This is a genomic window from Streptomyces sp. NPDC058663 (assembly GCF_042716745.1).
In the GTDB taxonomy this organism is placed as follows: Bacteria; Actinomycetota; Actinomycetes; order Streptomycetales; family Streptomycetaceae; genus Streptomyces.
This window is the reverse complement of the sequence record NZ_JBHXRV010000013.1, coordinates 53,511-70,370: the sequence shown is the minus strand read 5'-3', so window position 1 is coordinate 70,370 and position 16,860 is coordinate 53,511. Positions and strand designations below refer to the sequence as shown.

General features: G+C 68.9%; 13 protein-coding genes and 1 pseudogene. 7 read left to right on the top strand and 7 right to left on the bottom strand.

What is annotated here, in order from left to right; all coding sequences use genetic code 11:
- Window positions 1–498: 498 nt before the first annotated feature.
- A complete protein-coding gene (locus ACFWVV_RS12135; RefSeq protein WP_384347431.1) occupies window positions 499–1,404 on the bottom strand; it encodes an NADP-dependent oxidoreductase in 906 nt (301 codons plus the stop codon).
- Between the two features lie 426 nt (window positions 1,405–1,830).
- Here ACFWVV_RS12135 and ACFWVV_RS12130 point away from each other — a divergent pair, with 426 nt between their 5' ends.
- Complete coding sequence (locus tag ACFWVV_RS12130; protein WP_384347434.1) at window positions 1,831–2,187, top strand: MerR family transcriptional regulator; 357 nt, start codon at window positions 1,831–1,833, stop codon at window positions 2,185–2,187.
- 21 nt (window positions 2,188–2,208) lie between these two features.
- On the opposite strand, the gene ACFWVV_RS12125 is transcribed toward ACFWVV_RS12130, so the two are convergent.
- From ACFWVV_RS12125 to ACFWVV_RS12115, 3 genes and pseudogenes are all read right to left on the bottom strand, one after another.
- A protein-coding gene (locus ACFWVV_RS12125; protein WP_384347437.1) for an IS5 family transposase occupies window positions 2,209–3,083 on the bottom strand; the annotation gives its coding sequence in 2 pieces (ribosomal slippage) (window positions 2,209–2,736 and window positions 2,739–3,083; 873 coding nt in all).
- Window positions 3,084–3,187: 104 nt separating this feature from the next.
- The gene (locus tag ACFWVV_RS12120; protein WP_384347440.1) at window positions 3,188–3,373 is read right to left on the bottom strand and encodes a hypothetical protein; all 186 of its coding nucleotides are present in this window, start codon (window positions 3,371–3,373) and stop codon (window positions 3,188–3,190) included.
- Between the two features lie 909 nt (window positions 3,374–4,282).
- Window positions 4,283–4,396: pseudogene (locus ACFWVV_RS12115) on the bottom strand (IS5/IS1182 family transposase); the annotation flags it as partial.
- 518 nt (window positions 4,397–4,914) lie between these two features.
- Here ACFWVV_RS12115 and ACFWVV_RS12110 point away from each other — a divergent pair.
- The 4 genes from ACFWVV_RS12110 (at window position 4,915) to ACFWVV_RS12095 (ending at window position 9,786) form a co-directional block, all read left to right on the top strand.
- Window positions 4,915–6,654, top strand: coding sequence for a PQQ-binding-like beta-propeller repeat protein (locus ACFWVV_RS12110; protein ID WP_384347443.1), 1,740 nt, complete (start codon window positions 4,915–4,917; stop codon window positions 6,652–6,654).
- A gap of 361 nt (window positions 6,655–7,015) precedes the next feature.
- Window positions 7,016–8,257, top strand: coding sequence for a PQQ-binding-like beta-propeller repeat protein (locus ACFWVV_RS12105; protein WP_384347446.1), 1,242 nt, complete (start codon window positions 7,016–7,018; stop codon window positions 8,255–8,257).
- Window positions 8,258–8,610: 353 nt separating this feature from the next.
- A complete protein-coding gene (locus ACFWVV_RS12100; RefSeq protein ID WP_384347448.1) occupies window positions 8,611–9,066 on the top strand; it encodes a hypothetical protein in 456 nt (151 codons plus the stop codon).
- 171 nt (window positions 9,067–9,237) lie between these two features.
- On the top strand, window positions 9,238–9,786 hold the full coding sequence (locus tag ACFWVV_RS12095) for a hypothetical protein (protein ID WP_384347451.1): 549 nt from the start codon (window positions 9,238–9,240) through the stop codon (window positions 9,784–9,786).
- Between the two features lie 335 nt (window positions 9,787–10,121).
- Here the strand turns inward: ACFWVV_RS12095 and ACFWVV_RS12090 are convergent, their stop codons facing one another.
- The gene (locus ACFWVV_RS12090; RefSeq protein ID WP_384347616.1) at window positions 10,122–11,018 is read right to left on the bottom strand and encodes an SDR family oxidoreductase; all 897 of its coding nucleotides are present in this window, start codon (window positions 11,016–11,018) and stop codon (window positions 10,122–10,124) included.
- 842 nt (window positions 11,019–11,860) lie between these two features.
- Between ACFWVV_RS12090 and ACFWVV_RS12085 the strand changes: the two genes are divergently transcribed.
- On the top strand, window positions 11,861–13,174 hold the full coding sequence (locus tag ACFWVV_RS12085) for a M20/M25/M40 family metallo-hydrolase (RefSeq protein WP_384347454.1): 1,314 nt from the start codon (window positions 11,861–11,863) through the stop codon (window positions 13,172–13,174).
- A gap of 258 nt (window positions 13,175–13,432) precedes the next feature.
- On the opposite strand, the gene ACFWVV_RS12080 is transcribed toward ACFWVV_RS12085, so the two are convergent.
- A complete protein-coding gene (locus tag ACFWVV_RS12080; protein ID WP_384347457.1) occupies window positions 13,433–14,008 on the bottom strand; it encodes a CGNR zinc finger domain-containing protein in 576 nt (191 codons plus the stop codon).
- A gap of 85 nt (window positions 14,009–14,093) precedes the next feature.
- Here ACFWVV_RS12080 and ACFWVV_RS12075 point away from each other — a divergent pair, with 85 nt between their 5' ends.
- Window positions 14,094–15,698, top strand: a complete 1,605-nt coding sequence (locus ACFWVV_RS12075) for an alpha/beta fold hydrolase (RefSeq protein ID WP_384347460.1) — start codon at window positions 14,094–14,096, stop codon at window positions 15,696–15,698.
- 656 nt (window positions 15,699–16,354) lie between these two features.
- On the opposite strand, the gene ACFWVV_RS12070 is transcribed toward ACFWVV_RS12075, so the two are convergent.
- The gene (locus ACFWVV_RS12070; protein WP_384347462.1) at window positions 16,355–16,831 is read right to left on the bottom strand and encodes an ATP-binding protein; all 477 of its coding nucleotides are present in this window, start codon (window positions 16,829–16,831) and stop codon (window positions 16,355–16,357) included.
- Between the last annotated feature and the right edge of the window lie 29 nt (window positions 16,832–16,860).

Sequence of the window (16,860 nt, the reverse complement as noted above, 5' to 3'; positions counted from 1 at the left end):
CTGTGGTCAGCGAGGCAGTGCCCACCCGGCTTTGGCCGCGACAACTACCGCCGCCGCAACACCGTCGAGCGCTGTTGCAACCGGTTCAAAGCAATCCGCGGCATCGCGAACAGACACGAGAAGACCACCACTTCCCCCGAAACAGCGGTCACTCGTCGCTCCGGCATCGGGTCTGCTCTGAGGAAGAGCGCTGTGAAGACGGACCCCAGGGCACCTCGTTTGGATCGATTGGGGGCGGAGGCACGCTGAAAACCCGCATGTGAACCCCACCCACGGGGACTGCTGGAGCTGGACGTGGCCGCCAGTGCCCCGTGGACGACGGCTCATGTGCCACGTGCGGTGCCCGAGTGGGGGTGGCCTGCTTGACGAGGTGCCATGGAGGTCGGCCCGCTCCGGACCGCCCGCTCGCCGGTACCGTATCGAGGGCGTGCTCGCCCCACAGGCCCGCACGTTGCGAGGTACCTACCTCGTGGGCCCGTTCAGGTACAGATCGGCCTGTCAGAGGCAGATCACGATCTTCCCTCGGGTGCGCCCACGCTCGGCGTGCGCGTGGGCCTCCGCGATCCGCTCCAGGGGGTAGGCCTGTTGGATACGGGGTGTGTATCGGCCCTGCCCGCCCAGTTCCGCCGCCGCGGACAGGAGAGAGGAATCGTTCTCCGCGTTGACCACGTGCGTGCCCAGGCGCTGCCCGCCCGCATGGTCGGCAACCGTTGCGACGCGCTTCGGGTCACCTGTGATCGCGACGAGGTCGTCCAGCGAGCCGGAGGCCGCGGTGTCGAGCACGATGTCCACTCCGCGCGGGGCGAGAGCGGACAGACGCTGCCCGAGACCGGAGCCGTAGGTGGTGGGAACGGCACCGAGTGCGGTAAGGAACTCGTGGTTGCGTTCACTGGCTGTCCCGATCACAGTGGCACCTCGCGCCACCGCGATCTCGACCGCCGCGCTGCCCACGCCTCCCGCGGCGCCTTCGACAAGAAGGGTGCGCCCCGCGAGGGAGCCGAGCGCGTCGAGCCCACGCATCGCGGTCACTGACGCGAGGCCGGCACCTGCGGCCTGCTCGTCGTTCCACGTCGCGGGAGTGTGCGCCCAAGCCGAGAGGATGAACAGCTCCGCGGTCGCACCGGTGACACCGCCCAGCCCGAAGACACGGTCGCCGATGCTCACCCCCTGCACCCCGTCGCCGATCTCGTCGACCACACCGGCGCCGTCGCGCCCGGGAATGGCGGGCAGCTGTAGGGGAATCAGCTGGTGCAGGGCGCCGGCGCGCAGCTTCCAGTCGATGGGATTGACGCCGGCCGCCGCGACGCGGATACGGATCTCACTGGGTCCGGGGTGGGGGTCGGGGGCCTGCTCGATCACCAGGCTCTCCGGTCCGCCGTATGTATGGAACTGGGCTGCGCGCATGAGGGTCTGCCTTTCTTTGAGGGGCCGGAATGACGTGTTCATTCCGGCGTTCGTCACTCTAGAACCTGACGTTGACGTGAGGTGCAAGCCGCAATTGCCGTCCGGCCGGAGGGCAAGTACTGATGGGTGAGGTTGCCGAGCGGCCGAGGGTGAGCATGGGGGCCTGCGTCACCAGGAGGGCGCACGCAGCCCGTCACGGTGGACACCCATGCACCCTCGGACGGGCTCGGCGATCCCGGCACGACGCGAGGACTGCCGTGCCTACGTGAACCGCGTGAACGTCCCTCGGGCCCCGGCACCGGGTCATGATCAATCTCGGCGCGGGCAAGGGCCGATCGACCCCCAGGGGCTGCCCCGGGAGCCGGTGTTGCTAGCCTGAACCTGACGTGAACGTGAGGTACGAGCGGACAGGGAGGGGCGTGCGTTATGCGCATCGGACAGCTCGCCAGGCGGTCAGGGGTCAGCGTGCGGGCCCTGCGCTACTACGAGGAACAGCGGCTCCTGGAATCGGCGCGGACTCCCGGTGGGCAGCGTGACTATCCCGACGAAGCCCTGGAGCGGGTCCAGCTCATCCAGGACCTCTTCGCGGCCGGCCTCTCCAGCCGTACCGTCGTCGAACTCCTGCCGTGTGTAAGCACCGGTGTGGCGACCCCCGCCATGCTCGACCAGCTCGTCATCGAACGCGACCGCATCGCCGCACGCATCCAGGACCTGACCCGGGCCAAGACCAAACTCGGCCGCGTGATCGAGAATGTGACCGCAGCGAACGTGGCGCAGGACTAGGGTCTGTTGCGAAAGTGCTGGTCAAAGCCACTCATTGATGGCTGCGACCAGCACGGTAGCCTCGTAACGCACAGCCAACTTTTCGTATCTCGTGGCGACCGCGCGGTGCCGTTTCAGCCGGTTGATCCCGCACTCCACCGCATGGCGCTCCTTGTAGTCCTCCTTGTCGAAGGCCAGTGGCCGGCCGCCTCGGGAGCCGAGCTTCTTGCGGTTGCGGACCTGGTCGGCTTTCTCCGGGATGGTGCATCCGATCCTGCGTCTGCGCAGGTAGGAGCGGTTCGCGCGAGAGCCGTAGGCTTTGTCGGCACGAACTCTGGATGGTTTGCTGCGGGGCCGTCCCGGCCCGGTGCGGGGGACGCGGATGCGTTCGAGGACAGGTTGGAACTGCGGACTGTCGTGCCGGTGCCCGGCAGTGATCAGCAGCGACAGCGGCTTCTGCCCCTGCTCGGTCGCGAGGTGGATCTTCGTGGTCAGGCCACCTCTGGAGCGTCCGAGGCCATGGTCGTCCGGCTCGGTGTCGATCCCGCCGGGCGGCTCGCGCTGCAGATCCCCTTTTTACGCGCGCCGGCGGCGTGCTGATGGGCGCGGCAGATGGTCGAATCCACGCTCACTTCCCAGGTGATCAGACCCTGCGCATCGGCCTGGAGCTGCAGTTGCTCCAGGATTCGCTTCCAGGTGCCGTCGCGCTGCCACCGGCGGAACAGGTCGTAGATCCGGTCCCACGGACCGTATCGCTCGGGGACGTCCCGCCACGGGGTACCCGCCCGGGTCCGCCACCGTATCCCGTCGATCAGCTGCCGACGCGTCCACGTCCGCGGCCTGCCCGCCTTCTTCCCCGCCGGCAGCAACGGCTCCAGCTGAGCCCACTGTCGGTCTGTCAGATCCCCTCGCGACACACCATGATCATCGCAACTCAAGATCCACTTTCGCAACAGACCCTAGAGCAACCCGTCGCGAGGGGGGAGCCCGACCCTTTCGGCATCCGCGGGCGACTACGGGCCTACCTTCTTTCCGTCTGTGCCGGGATCGGCGTCCCCGGGCCGGTGCGACGCGCGTGCCCGAGGAGGGTCGTGGTGGCACCGCCGCCGAGCTGGACGACGAAAATGCCGCGCCGGAGCAAGAGGTCGTCGATGGGGCTGTCGCTGCCCGTTATCGAGCCCTGCACCGTTTGAGCCTGCTCTGTCATACCTGTCTCCCACGTTAGGTAGCGAAACGCAGCCGGGAGCCTTTCCGCGTGCGCACTGTGTGAACTGCCGAAGCACTCCCGCCGTGATCACGACGCCACCCACCGGCGGGCACATGCACCGGACGTGCCCAACTCCAGTCAGGCCGGGGAGAGACAGGTGCAGGACCCCACCGGAATGGAGGGTGTTCAGGACGGGGACGGGCCCAGGGACAGGTGACGAGGACGACGGAGATCACAGTGCTGAAGCGGACGCACTGTCGTGCGCCGCTTCAGAATCGCGGGGAGCCAGGATGTGGCCTTCACCCGCTGCTGGCTCGGCGCCGTCCCCGCCGCGTATCGGCGGCGCTTCGCCCTCCCGTGCCGCTCCCCCGGGACATGCGAGAGAGGCACCGCTGATGCCCCTCCGCCCCCTCTCCTGAGGGTGCGGAGGGGCGCACCGTGCGTGGTTCTGTCCGTAGCGCGCGCAGCCGAGCTGCCGCAACGTTCTGCCCGACGGGTAACGGCAGTGGTCCTCGTACCCGGCACCGGGTACGAGGACCACCTACAAACTCACCGCCAGCGGCAGTCGGCCGGGCCTGCGATTTTCCTACTTCCCGGGCCTGTGGTTCTCCTACTTCCCGGGCCCGCCCTTGCCCTTCTTGACGTTGTGGGTTCACCAGATGCCGATCCCACCCGTGATGAGCAGGATGACGACAATCATCACGGCGCCGGTGGGCCAGAAGCTGGTCTTCTCCTGGGCAGCGGGATAAAGGAGTTCCATCGTTTTCTCCCATGGGTATTTGTGAGCAATCAGGTCCAGTCCCAGCCGCCGCCCGCAGCGCCGCCGACGTAGCCGTAGACCGCGTCGGTAGCGAAGCTGGTCCTTCCGGCGGCTCCTGCCGCTTTCATCGCTACGCCTGGCCCGCCGCTTGTTTCGCTGAGTTTGAGCCGGTGGAGCCAGGCGAAGGTTCGCTCGACGACCCATCTGCTCTGGGCCAGGCCGGATCCGTGGGCGGTGCCTCTGCGGGCGATCTTCGGCGTGATTGGAACCGCCGGCCACGGGATACCGAACCAACCCCGACAGAACCAACAACATCACCAGCAGCGAGATCAAATTTGTCCAAGCAAAGCCGCCCGTGCCGTCCCTAGAGTCCCCGGAGAGTACGCAGTCGTTCCGCACAGCCGCATCAAGGGGATACGCATGTCGCTGCCGCATCCGAGGACGGGCAACCAACCCGCGCGCCACGGCCGTTGGGAGCGGCTCATTCATCCTCGCTGAGCTCGAGCGACCGCATCCCACCATTGTCATGGTCCTCCAGACGCTCAGGCAGTCGCGATTGCCGAGACCGCGCCATCTTTCCCTACGTGCAGGGGCAGTTGGGGCGCTTCCATGAGGTGACCCAAGTGGGTGGCCCGAGCGGGTGATCCGAGTGGCAGAAAGAAGCTTGCTCCTCGCTGCAGCACTGCAGATGCCGTGCTGGTGGCTCTCTCCTCCGGGGCTGTTCGCCGGCAGCACGGGGGGCATCGGTCAGTCGGCGCGCTGTACGAAGGGGCAAGCACTGATGATCCATCCGCCCAGTGAGCCGCCGCCCGGGGGTTCCGGCATGCCGCAGGACCCGTTTTACGGAGCTCCGCAGAGCAGGCCGCCGCAGCCGCCGGGCCAGTCCGGATACGGCTTCCCGTCGCAGTCCGGCACCTACGGCCAACAGTCGCCCCTTCCAAGCAATGAGCTTCCAGGGCCGTACGGCGGTCGTCTCAACCCCTACGGCGGCCAGCCCGAGCAGCAGCGTTCAGGCGCCCCCACCCTGCCCGGCAACAGCAGCGACGAAGGCCGCGGCGGCGGCGGCGGTCGGTTCAAGGGCGGGCCTGGCGCGTTCATCTGTGCGGTCGTGGCGGTCCTGCTGGTGATCGGTGGCGGTGTCTGGTTCGCGGTCGGCAGCGGAGAAGGGAAAGAGCCTGCGGCCAAGTCACGGGGCGCCGAGCCCTCCGGCTCCACCTCCGCCTCCGCCGGCCAGGGCGCGGGTCGCGGCGAGGACAGCGCCCGGAGTGATGATCTGAATGCAGGACGTAGGCCGGGTGAGGCCAGGGTGAACTGGCTGCTCAAGAATGACGTGGACCTGCCGGGCAAGGGTGCGGACGTGTATGGGCCGTGGGTCGTTGGTGACACCCTCGTCGTGGGAGTCTACGAGACGCTCTCCGCCTACTCGACGGCCGACGGCAAACGCCAGTGGGCCCTTTCCTTGCCCACCGGGCTGTGTGCCGCCCCTGTCGCGCCGGCCGACAACGGCACCATTGTCATCGGTGTCACCGACAAGCCCGGCGAGCGCGAGAAGTGCACCGGACTCCAGCAGATCGACCTGCGGAGCGGCCAGGCGGGCTGGAAGAGGTCGATCCCGAAGGAGTCGAACCAGCCGCTGCCCTCCGACATCACGCTCACCATCAGCGGCACCACGGTGGCCGCGGCTGGTGGGCACCAGTCGTTCGCCTTCTCGCTCGCCGACGGGAAGCAACTGTGGGGTACGCGCCCGTTGGGCAGCTGTCAACCGGACGCATTCGCGGGCGGGCGGAGGCTGATCGCCGCCGCCGGGTGCCGCACGAGTGACTCCCACCAGGTGCAGGAGGAGCTGAGCGAGGTAGACCCGGTCACCGGCAGGATCAAGTGGGCCTACCGGCTCGACCTCAACTGGAGCGTCGAGAAGGTCCACTCGGTCAGCCCGCTCGTCTTCTCCGCATCCCGACGCGATGACAGCAATACCAAGAAACGCGCTGTCCTGGCGCTGACCGACGCGGGAAAGCTCCGCTCCCGGATCCAGGTCGGCAACGACACGTACGAGCCCACGTGCACTGGTTCGTTCGCGGCCAAGGCCGAGGGCGTGGAGGACTGCACCGGTGTCGCCGCCGACACGAACACCCTGTACATGGCGACCGACACCAGCGCCAGCCGTACCGCAAACGCGGTGGTGGCCTTCGACCTGGACACCGGCAGGCCCAAGTGGCGTGCCTCGGCCCCCACCGGACGCACCATGACCCCGCTGCACCTGGAAGATGGCGGCAACGTCCTGCTGTACATGGCAGCCTCCACCGACAGGGGCGGCGCAGTCGCCACCCTCGCTCCGACAGGCGGCGCGCCGAAGGTGCTGCTCCGGCATCCGGCGTCGACGGCGCAGATCGAGAGCACCTTCTGGAAGGCGCGCTACGTGTACGCGCACGGCGTCTTCTACCTTGCGAACAGCTCCGTCTCCTCCGCGATCTCGGACGCCGAAGAGAAGACGAAGAAGATCGTTATGGCGTTCGGCAAGTGAGAGGTTCATCGACATGGCGCAGCAACCTCCGCCCGGCGGTTTCGGCCCTCCGATCCCGCCACAGCAGCAAGGACCGGGATACGGATATCCGCAGTGGCCACCGCCCCTTCAACCACCGCCGTTTGCGCACACGCCGCCGCCGGGCCCCGGCGACCGCAGGAAGCTGACCATGCTTATGCGCATCGTCATCGCTGCAGCTGCCGCCGCGGTACTGATCGTCGGCGGTGGAGTCTGGTACGCGAACGGTAGCGGCGAGCAGAGGAACGACGTCAGTGGTTCGGCCGGGACAGACGGCAGGGGTGGGAGGGAGGCCGCAGGCGGCCCGGGCAGGGAAAGAGTCCCCACAGATACCCGGTCCGAGGTGGCTTTCGAACTGCCTGGGCCCGTCGTCACCACCGATGTGAAAGTCACCGGTTCCTGGCTGACCGACACGGTGTACGTCAAGCCAGGCGTCACGTCGATCAGCGGGTACGACATCGCCGATGGCACCCGACTGTGGACGATCCCGCTGCCCGGCCAGCTCTGCGCGGCCTCGCACCACACATCGAAGGACAACAGAACCGCGATCGCCTTCGAAGCCGGCAAGCCCAGGACGACGAAGGACACCGTGCCCTGCACCGAGGTCGGCGCGATCGACCTCACCACGGGCAAACTCCTGTGGAGCAAGTCCGTCAGCGGCGGCGCAACCGATGACCACAAGGTCCGATTCGATGAGGTCACCCTGAGCGGGAACACCGTCGCCGCCTCCGGCGACAAAGGCGGCGCCGGCTGGGACCTGACCGACGGCAGAGAACTGTGGAAGCCCCAGATCAACGCCGAGAGCTGCGTCGACGTGGGATTTGGCGGCGGTGAGGCGCTTGTGGCGGTCCGCAGGTGCGGTCCGTACAAGAGCCTGTACTGGGAGGTCCAGAACGTCAACGCCGCCACGCGCGAGCCGATTTCGACGTTCAGGATGCCCACGGGCTTCGCCTACCCGTCCATCGTCTCCACCGGACCGCTGGTCGTCACCGCCAAACTCCTCAGCACCTCGGGCGACGCCTCGGACAGCCGCAACTTCTTCTCGATCGACCGGAAGACCGGCAAACTCAAGACCATCATCCCCACGCCGCGGGACCGGTACGTGGTGGACTGCACCTTCGACGAAGTGGAAGGCTGCCACGGCGTGGTGGCCGGCAACGACAGGATCTATTTCCCCACCGAGGACCATCAGGTCGGTACGGAGCAGTTCGTCCGAACCAACGAGATCGTCTCGTTCGACCTCACCACGGGGAAACCGACGTCCGACAGGGCGGACGCGGGCGTCCGGCACGCGATGTACCCGCTGCGCATGGACGGCGGCAACCTCATCGCTTACCGAGAACCGGTCTTCGGTGCGGGCAGCAAGCAGATCGTCAGCATCGGTGGGGACACCTTCACGCCAGTGACCCTGCTGGAGAGCCGGGTCCGGGGAAGCTCGCAGGACACGGAGTGTGCGTTCTCCTACGGCGCGGAGATCCTCTATACCAATGGCCGGATGTTCATGTCCGACGGGACGATCGGCAAGCCTCGGAGGACCTCGACCGGCGAGCGGACGTGTCTGGCCATGGCCTACACGACGGGCTGAGGCGGTCGTGGCGGAACGGCCGACGGGCGGACTGTACGGGCGCCCGGAGTCGGCCCCGTGCCGACCTGCCCACTTCACCGAGTAGGCCGGCATATTCTGCGGCCGGCAGCGACCACGTTCTCGGGCTCGAAACGGAGTAGTCGCAGCGGCCGGTGAAGCGTACGCAGGAAAACAGGTGGAAACTCGACCTCGCGGCGGCGAAGGCGATTCCCGCCCGTGCAGGGTGTGGTGGACGTGGAGTTGGGGATGGTCTTGGAGACCATCCGCAAGAGTGCCGACAAGGCCAGCGGCGAACGCCGGGCTGCGTGGGGCACGTTGGGGATGTGGTGGGCTACGGCGAAGAAGGCGGCGCGATGAGTACGGGTGCGTACACCAGCGGTCCGGTGGACCGGGCGGCGGAGGACGTGCGGGAGGGGGACGCGGACATGGTGCTGGCGGTCGCGGTGCGGTCGTACGCCATGTTCGCGGTCCACGGGCGCTTCCACGACGGCATGACCGAGGAAGTCCTGCCCGTCCTGTGGTCAGTGATCCCCGAAGAAGAGCGGGAGGCGTACCCGGCCCGGCTGGAGGCGTTCGTGGACGCCTACCGGGAGCGGCTGGAGCGGCTGTACGCGGAGTACGGGCCCCAGTCCGCGACGGCCAAGTACGGGCGCCGCGAGCTCTTCGCGCACCCGGTGTCGTTGATCGCTCTGGAGCGGCTGTCCACTGGGCGCTCACGTTTCGCTCTGGCGGCACGGTGGAACGGGGAACTCCCCGATCGGTGGCTCAACGACATCTGTGGCCCGTGGGGCGTCGCTGAAGTGCTCTGAATCAGGCAGGGCGAGGCGCAAAGTCCCGTCGGGCCCGGGGCGCGGGGCCCTCGCGGTTGCCGTATCTGCGCCGAGCTTGCCGATCATGAGCTTCTCCGGACCTGGGCCGTGTACGCGCGCTACGGTACGAACGGACCGCAACTCCAGCCGCGGCCGGACGAGGAGTGCCTTGTGTCGTCAGCATGCGACCCGGCGAGCGCCCCCGTGGGCGACGTGGGAACGGCACTGCTCATGCTCGACGCGCGGATCAAGCAGATCCACGAGTCCGATCCGGCGGACGGCGACGCAGCCGAGTGCCGGGAATTGGACAGGCTCTTCGCCGCGTCGACGGGTGCGGACGGGCTGCAGGACTTGATCGACGGCACCTGCACCTTGATCTACATGTTCATGCAGTGGTTGCGCCGTACCCATGAAGAGGGCGGGAAGGACGTCATCGAGTACGTCGTACCGACCCTGGTCGCCACCCTGCGCAGGATGCCCAAGAGCGTCCGTCCGCACACCCTCCCTACGATGGTCGCCCTGGCCGTTGCCGCGGGCAGCGGCCTCAGTCCCAACGGATGGCGCAGCCAGTACGGGGACTGGACGGCGGAGGAGATGAACGCGCTGGAAGCCACCGTGTTCCTCGTCGCGGAACACATCAACCGCATGGCAGACGACCATGGCTTCGCCGTTCGTCTGATTGCCGACGCGCTGCGCGGGAGCGAGCGCGACGACGGCTGAGTGACCCGGCTGCCACGCGTCACGTCGTGTGCCGCCCGGACGCCACCCTGGGCGCCTTACGAACACTTGGCCGGACGCACCGATGGCCCATGCGCGGCTCTCGTCGCGGTCTGGTCGCGGTCTGGAAAGCTGCCCCCGCCGCCCGTGTCGGTCCATGTTGTCGCCCGAGCCGGTGGGCGATCTCGGTCTGGAAGCCGAGGAGTGGCCGAGCCCGGCGCGGTGGAGCTCGGCGGGCGTCGAAGTGTCCGCTGCGGCGCGGGGCCCGGATTTACTTGACATCGCCCGGCCGCAGGGGTAGATCTCCGGTCGGGCGCTACCGGGATCCGGCAGGCGTTTCAGCCTGGTCTGCCGCCGGGGCCAGGTGGCGTGTCGTCGTGGCCGCCGTCTCCCAGCAGTCCCGTCGCGCCGAAGGTGTGGTCCTTGCTGATGCGGGGCAGCTCCGTGCGGGAGAGGCGGGTGACCAGCGGCGGCAGGACCGCGCGTACGGGCTGGACCGCCCTGAGCCAGGCGGGGGCGTAGACCGCCGACGAGCGCCGTTCGACGGCGCGGACCATCCGGGCGGCGACCGTTCGCACCGGGTAGACCTTGCGGGCGGGTGCGGGCATGTGAGCCCGCAGCTCCCTCAGGACCGTGTGCTGGTCGACGTCGCGGATCATGTCGGTGTCGGTCCAGTTCAGGTAGGCGACACCCACACCGATGCCCTGGTGCGCGGCTTCCGCCTGCAGGGCGTGTGCGAACGATTCGACACCGGCCTTGGACGCGCAGTAGGCACTCATCATCGGCGAGGCGCCCATTGAGGCCAGCGACGCGATCTGCAGGTAGTAGCCGCGGGTTTTCCGCAGGTCGGCCATGAAAGAGCGGGCGGTGATCGAGCTGCCGATCAGGTTCACCTCGATCACGCGTCGCCACGTCGCGGGGTCGGACTCGGCGAACGGCCCTCCCTCGGCGATCCCGGCGTTGGCGACGACCACCGACGGCGGGCCCAGCTGCCTGCGCACCTGGGCGGCAGCCCGGTCCATCGCGGCGTCCTCGGTGACATCGACCTCCCACCAGCCGGCCCGCCCTGGCAACGACTTCGCGACGCGCTCGAGCGCCGGTGCGTTGTGCCCGAGCAGCGCCACCACAGCACCCCGCTCGGCCAGACCTCTGGCCACTGCCTCACCCACACCCCGTGCGGCTCCGGTCACGACAGCCACTCGCCCCTCCAGGGGCCGCGACCTCGGCTTTCCCATTGCCCTCATGGCGCCAACGTAGACCAGGTCCCACAGATCAGCATGCCCCATGGGGCGCTGGTGGAAGCGGCACCCCCTCGACAAGGCAGACACGTTGCGCGAGCTTCCGGGGGACCAGGAGAGCGGGTCACCCGGGCGCCACCACGGTCCGTCCCGCGCTCGGCGCCCCATGGAAAACTAACAGAAGTTCGCCGGGGTCAACGGGGGCGGGCGCCAGGCCGCCGCCCACTCGTGCCCGGCAGCAGACCGGTGCCGGTCGGGTTCCGCTCACGTCGCGGTCGACGCGGGGACCGCGTTCAGTTGGCGGCTGTGCTGCGTCGAGGCGATCTGCTGCGGGGGGGGGCGCGGCAAAGGTTAGGCCGTCCACCCATCGCGATGTTGCGGCCGAGGTGCGTGTGCGTCCGGGCTTCGTCCGGCACTACGGCCTCGGGGCCGCCGGCAGTCGCAGATGCCGCGTGCAAGGCGGAGAGTCCGGAGGGTTCTCCTAAGGGGGGCCTTGAGCAACTTCTCGCCTTCGGTACGGCGTTGGAGCTTACTGAAGGGCGTCTGGGCCGTGCCTGGGGCAACGCGGACCGTGCCTCGCACGTCGTACGGCACACGGGACACTGCATTCACCGGCATGTGCTGCTGGGCCTGGGGCGGCCTCGGGGCCTTCTGCTGGCCGACGGGGCGCATTGCCGATGCGAGCGCCACTGCTACCTGAACATGGCACGGCGTGCCCTCTCTCAGTTCCCTTGCAGGCGGGGGCAGTTGGGATCGGGGGTGGTTCTTGATTGACTACGGCAAGCTTCACGTGGGCCGGCGGTTCAGCTGCGTCCTCGGACTATTGCCCTGGGGGAAGAGTGATCCGTCCGACCAAGCCCGCCCTCGACCGCCGCGCCCTGCTCGCCGGCACGGCCGCAGCCGGTGTCGGTGTCGTCGTGCCCGCCGGAACCGCCGCCGCAGAGGGCGTGGGCCAGCAGCGCGGCCCCCTTGACCAGGGCGCGATCGACGCCGTCGTCCGGCGCGTCGAGGGCAATCTCCTTGAACTGCGGCGCGACCTGCACGCCTATCCGGAGACGGCGAAGAGCGAAACCTCCGAGGGCGAGGTCGCCACGTCCCGGATCGTCGCGCATCTGCTGCGCGCCGCCGGGCTCGAAGTGACCACAGGGGTCGGCGGCTTCGGAGTCGTCGGCGTACTGAAGGGCGCACGGCCCGGGCGGACCGTCGCCTACCGCGCCGACATGGACGCCGTGCCGACGGAGGGGATCTTCCCCGAGGCCACCCAGCCCGCCCATGCCTGTGGGCATGACATCCACACCGCCGTCGGCGTCGGCGTCGCGCAGACCCTCGCGCAGTTGCGGCACCGCCTCAGCGGCACCGTCGTCTTCTTCTTCCAGCCGGGGGAGGAGTCCCTCCAGGGGGCTCGCGCGATGATCGATGCGGGTGTGCTGCGAGATTACGCGCCCGAGGAGATCCATGCCCTGCATTGCGGGCCCTTCCCTGTGGGGCAGTTCGCCGTGACCCCCGGCAGTGGGCTCCCCGGGCAGGACGGGACCGTCATCAAGGTGAGCGGCGCCGACGCGCTCGCGCGGGCCGAGCGACTTGCCGCCGATATCACGGGGCTTGGCACCGTCGCGCCCCCGGAGACGTCCGCCGGCATGGAGAAGATGGTCGCTGACGTACAGGTCAAGGACGGGCCGCTGGCCAGGTTCGTCACCCTCCGGGCCGGGGCGGCGGAGGCCAAGGACACGGGGCAGGTCTCGGTCTCCGTGTCGTACCGCTGCTGGCCCGAGGAACGGTACGCCGAGGTGCGCGAGGCCGTTCGGGGTCTGGCCGGGAAGTACGAGGGTGCGGTGGTCGACTTCGACCGGGCTCCCTTCCCCGCCATGGTCTGCCCGGAACGCGACGCGCTCGCTCTGGGGCGGCATCTGCGCCGTGTCCTCGGCCCGGACGGCGTGACCGTCATGCACGCGGCCTTCCCGTTCAACGGCGAGGACTACGCGCTGTTCCTGGACCGGATACCGGGCACGTACTCCTTCCTCGGCGCACGGCGGCCGGGCGCCGACATCACCGAGTCGGTCCCGCACTACGCCGCGTTCGACCCCGACACCAGGGCCATCGGTATCGGTGTCCGTGCGATGGCGGGATGGCTCGCCGCGCGGGCGAAGGCCTGACGGTCAGTATCCGGTTGAGCGCGCGATGGTGGCCTTCTGCGGGCGCCCGACGGATATCGGCATCGTGCGAGCCGTCCTGCAACGCTCGCCGACTGTCGAGAAGACCGGCGGCGAGCCGGCCCCCTCGGGCCGGCCCCGAAGGCGCACGGGTGCCGATCCGCACTATGGCGACCCTCCGTGATTCTTTTCGGGCAGGCAACAGGCGGCGCAGCGGGTCGGCGAACGGCATCGTCAGCCGGGCGGCTCAGTTCGCGTCGCTCACGCCGAATCCCCCTTGTGCCGCTGGTAGTAGCGGCCGACCCGCACCCGGTTTCCGCACAGCGCGGGTGAGCACCAGCGCCGTCTCGGGTTCACCGCCAGGAACAGCAGTCTGCAGCCGGGCCCCTCGCAGCGACGCAGCCTGCTGAGGGCGACCGGGTCGGTCAGCAGGTCGACGGTGGCGTCGGTGAGCTCCGCGAGCAGGACATCGGTGGCGCTCCCGGTGCGCACCGGGGCTGCGGTGACAGCTCCGCCGTCCCAGTCGAGGCTGCGGTGCAACGGTGCCGCGAGGAGGGCTCGGGTGAGCGCGCGCAGCGCCTGGGCGGGTGGCTCCTCGCCGTCGCGGACGCATTCGATCACCGTCGAGATCCGACCGCGCAGCGCCCGCAGCGCGTCGAGGCCGGGGCCGTCGGAGCCGGGGGGCGGCTGAGTAAGCCGTCCTGTCTGGGCGTGCAGCCAGCGGTGTAGCTGTTCTTCGGAGTCCAGCAGGTCGACCTCGCCACCAGGTTCGTTGACACGGGTGTTGACCAGGTCCAGTGGAAGGGGCTCGCCGACCAGGGGCAGTCTGTTACTCATGGATCTAATGCTACTCCAATCCATTGACCCATTAGTGGCACGCCCGCTATAACTAATGCATCAACACCACGAGGGAGCATGTGACATGACGAAGCACGGTACGGCAGGCACAGTGGTCGCGCGGACGGCCCACCGCTTCGTGGAGGTGGACGGGGTTCGGGTCTTCTACCGGGAAGCCGGCCCCACCGACGCGCCCACGATGCTGCTGCTGCACGGATTCCCGTCCGCCTCCCACCAGTTCCGGCGGCTGATCGACACCATCGGCACCCGTTATCACCTGGTCGCTCCCGACTACCCCGGCTTCGGCCACACCGAGGCTCCCGAGGACTTCGAGTACTCCTTCGAAAGCCTCACGGACGTCATGGAGGGCTTCGTCGAAGCCCTGGGACTGGGCGCGGGCGGGTTCGCGCTCTACACCTTCGACTTCGGCGGCCCGGTCGGCATGCGACTGGCCGCCCGGCACCCGGAGTGGATCAACGGGCTGATCGTGCAGAACGCCAACGCCTACGCCGAGGGGCTGTCCGACCTGGCCCGGGACATGACTGCGAACCGGCCCGGTGTACCGGGAGCCGAGGAGCGGGTCCGCGAGATCCTCACCCTCCCGGTCACTCGGAGCCAGTACGAGGGCGGCACCGGGGATCCCGCTCTGATCGCCCCCGACGGCTGGACCCTGGACCAGCATTTCCTCGATCTGCCGGGCCGCAAAGAGGCCCAGGTCGCGCTGGCCCTCGACTACCACTCCAACATTGACCGTTACCCGGTGTGGCAGCAGTGGCTGCGCGAGCACCGTCCGCCGACTCTGGTCCTGTGGGGCCGCGGTGACGCGTTCTTCCCGGAGGCCGGGGCACACGCCTATCTGCGTGATCTGCCCGAGGCGCAGGTGCACGTCTTCGACACCGGCCACTTCGCGCTCGAGGAGAAGCTGCCCGAGATGGCTCCCTTGATCGCCGATTTCCTCGACGCATCCGCACGCCCCACTGACACGAAGAGCCCCACCGACACGAAGAGCCCCACTGACACCACGAGCGCCACAGTCGCCGAGAGCGCCACAACCCCCGCTGACCACAAGAAAAGGACACACAAGAAGAGGACACCCCTCAGGATCGCGATTGTCGGAGCGAGCGGAAACCTCGGCGGTGCCGTCGCTGCGGAGGCCACCTCCCGCGGTCACCGGGTCACACCGCTCGGCCGTGCCACCACGGATGTCAGCGACCCCACCGCCCTGGCCGAGGCCATTGCCGGGCACGATGCCGTGGTGGTCGGCGTCAAGGGTCCTGACCGTCTAGTGCTGAGGAGCGCGCAGGCTCTGCTGAAGGCACTGCCCGATGCCGGGGTCTCCCGGCTGGTGTTCCTGGGCGGCGGTGGCAGCCTGGAGTACGCGCCGGGCGAGCGGTTCGTCGAGGCACCCGCCTTCCCCGCCGCGTACCTGGAGACAGCGCGAGACCAGACCGAGGCTCTGGACCTGCTGCGCGCCACGCGGACGCCGGTCGAGTGGACCTATGTCAGCCCGCCGCCGATGCACCTGGTTCCCGGACCGAAGACGGGCTCCTTCCGGGTCGAGGCCCGGGACACCCCGATTGCCGACGCCGACGGTGAAAGCCGCATCTCGGTGGGCGACTTCGCAGCCGCGGTCCTGGACACGCTGGAGCAGGGCACCTTCGTCCAGGAACGGATCACTGTCGGCTACTGACCGGTCCGGCCGTACGAGTCAGCCGGGTGGGCCATCGCAAGTCGGCCGGGTGGACAGTCGGAGGACTTGGTGCCTGGCACCGCGTCCAGCTTGCTCCGCCATTCCCAGCTGATGCTCCGGCCCCCCAACTGGACAGTCCGGTAGAGACACTGGCCGCGGCCGGTCCAGTGCAGGGCTGAGACAGCGACGCCGGAGTGCGCCTCGAAGGGGCGGCCTTCCTGTGCAGTGCTTCCGGTACGTCGATGCAGCCGAACGGCGGGAGCACCAGCTCGCCACGGCGTGGTGGGGTCCGGAGTGGAGGGAGGCGTCTCCCGGCGCCGCCCCGTTCGGGGCGGGCAGGGCGTGGGCGCCCACGGCGGACGCGGGCGGCGGTCAGGAATGCTGTGGCGATGACGTCATTGCCGTGTGCTGTTCCGTCGGATGGCGCGGGCGGCGCGTGGCGTTGCGCCCCGTCCGTTCCTGACCTGGGGCGGCACGCAGGGGCGGCCCCGCGCGCAGGGCCGAGGCGGTAGTCCTCTTCGACCTACACCACTTGGCGTTCGACGGGGAGCCGCCCTGGGAGGAGTAGGCCGTTCCAGAGGTTCCGGCGCGACCAGCAGCACATGAAGAACGCGGGCACTGTTTTTGCGGGCACGGTCGAGCAAGCGGAGTTCGCGTCACATGGCCTGGCGGCCGGCGACGTCACCGCCGGGGTCGTCCGCCAGCACGATGGACACCCTGACCCGCTTGCCGACGGGCTCACGCTGGACCGTGAAGCTCTGGCAGAGAGCCATCACGATCTCCAGGCCGTGCTGACCGACCCGCGTCGGATCCGCGGGCAGCACCAGCGGCAGCGTGGTGCTGGAGTCCCACACGGTGACCTGGACTGCCCCGTCCTCGACCTCCAACGTCAGCAGACACGGCCCCGGCGCGTACTTACGGGCATTGGTCACCAACTCGCTCACCGCGAGCTGGGTCATGCCCATCGCCCGCCCCGACACCGGCAGCCCGTGCTCCGCCTGCACGGACGTGAGGAAGGTGCGGACCAGGTCCCGGGCTTCCGCGATCTCCTCACTGCCCTCGAACGCGGCGGAGACGGTTATCGGACGGGCTGCCAGCAGCTCGTGCTCCTCATCCTGCTCAGACAGGTCCATACATCCGCCTTCCATCCAAAGCTCCGCGT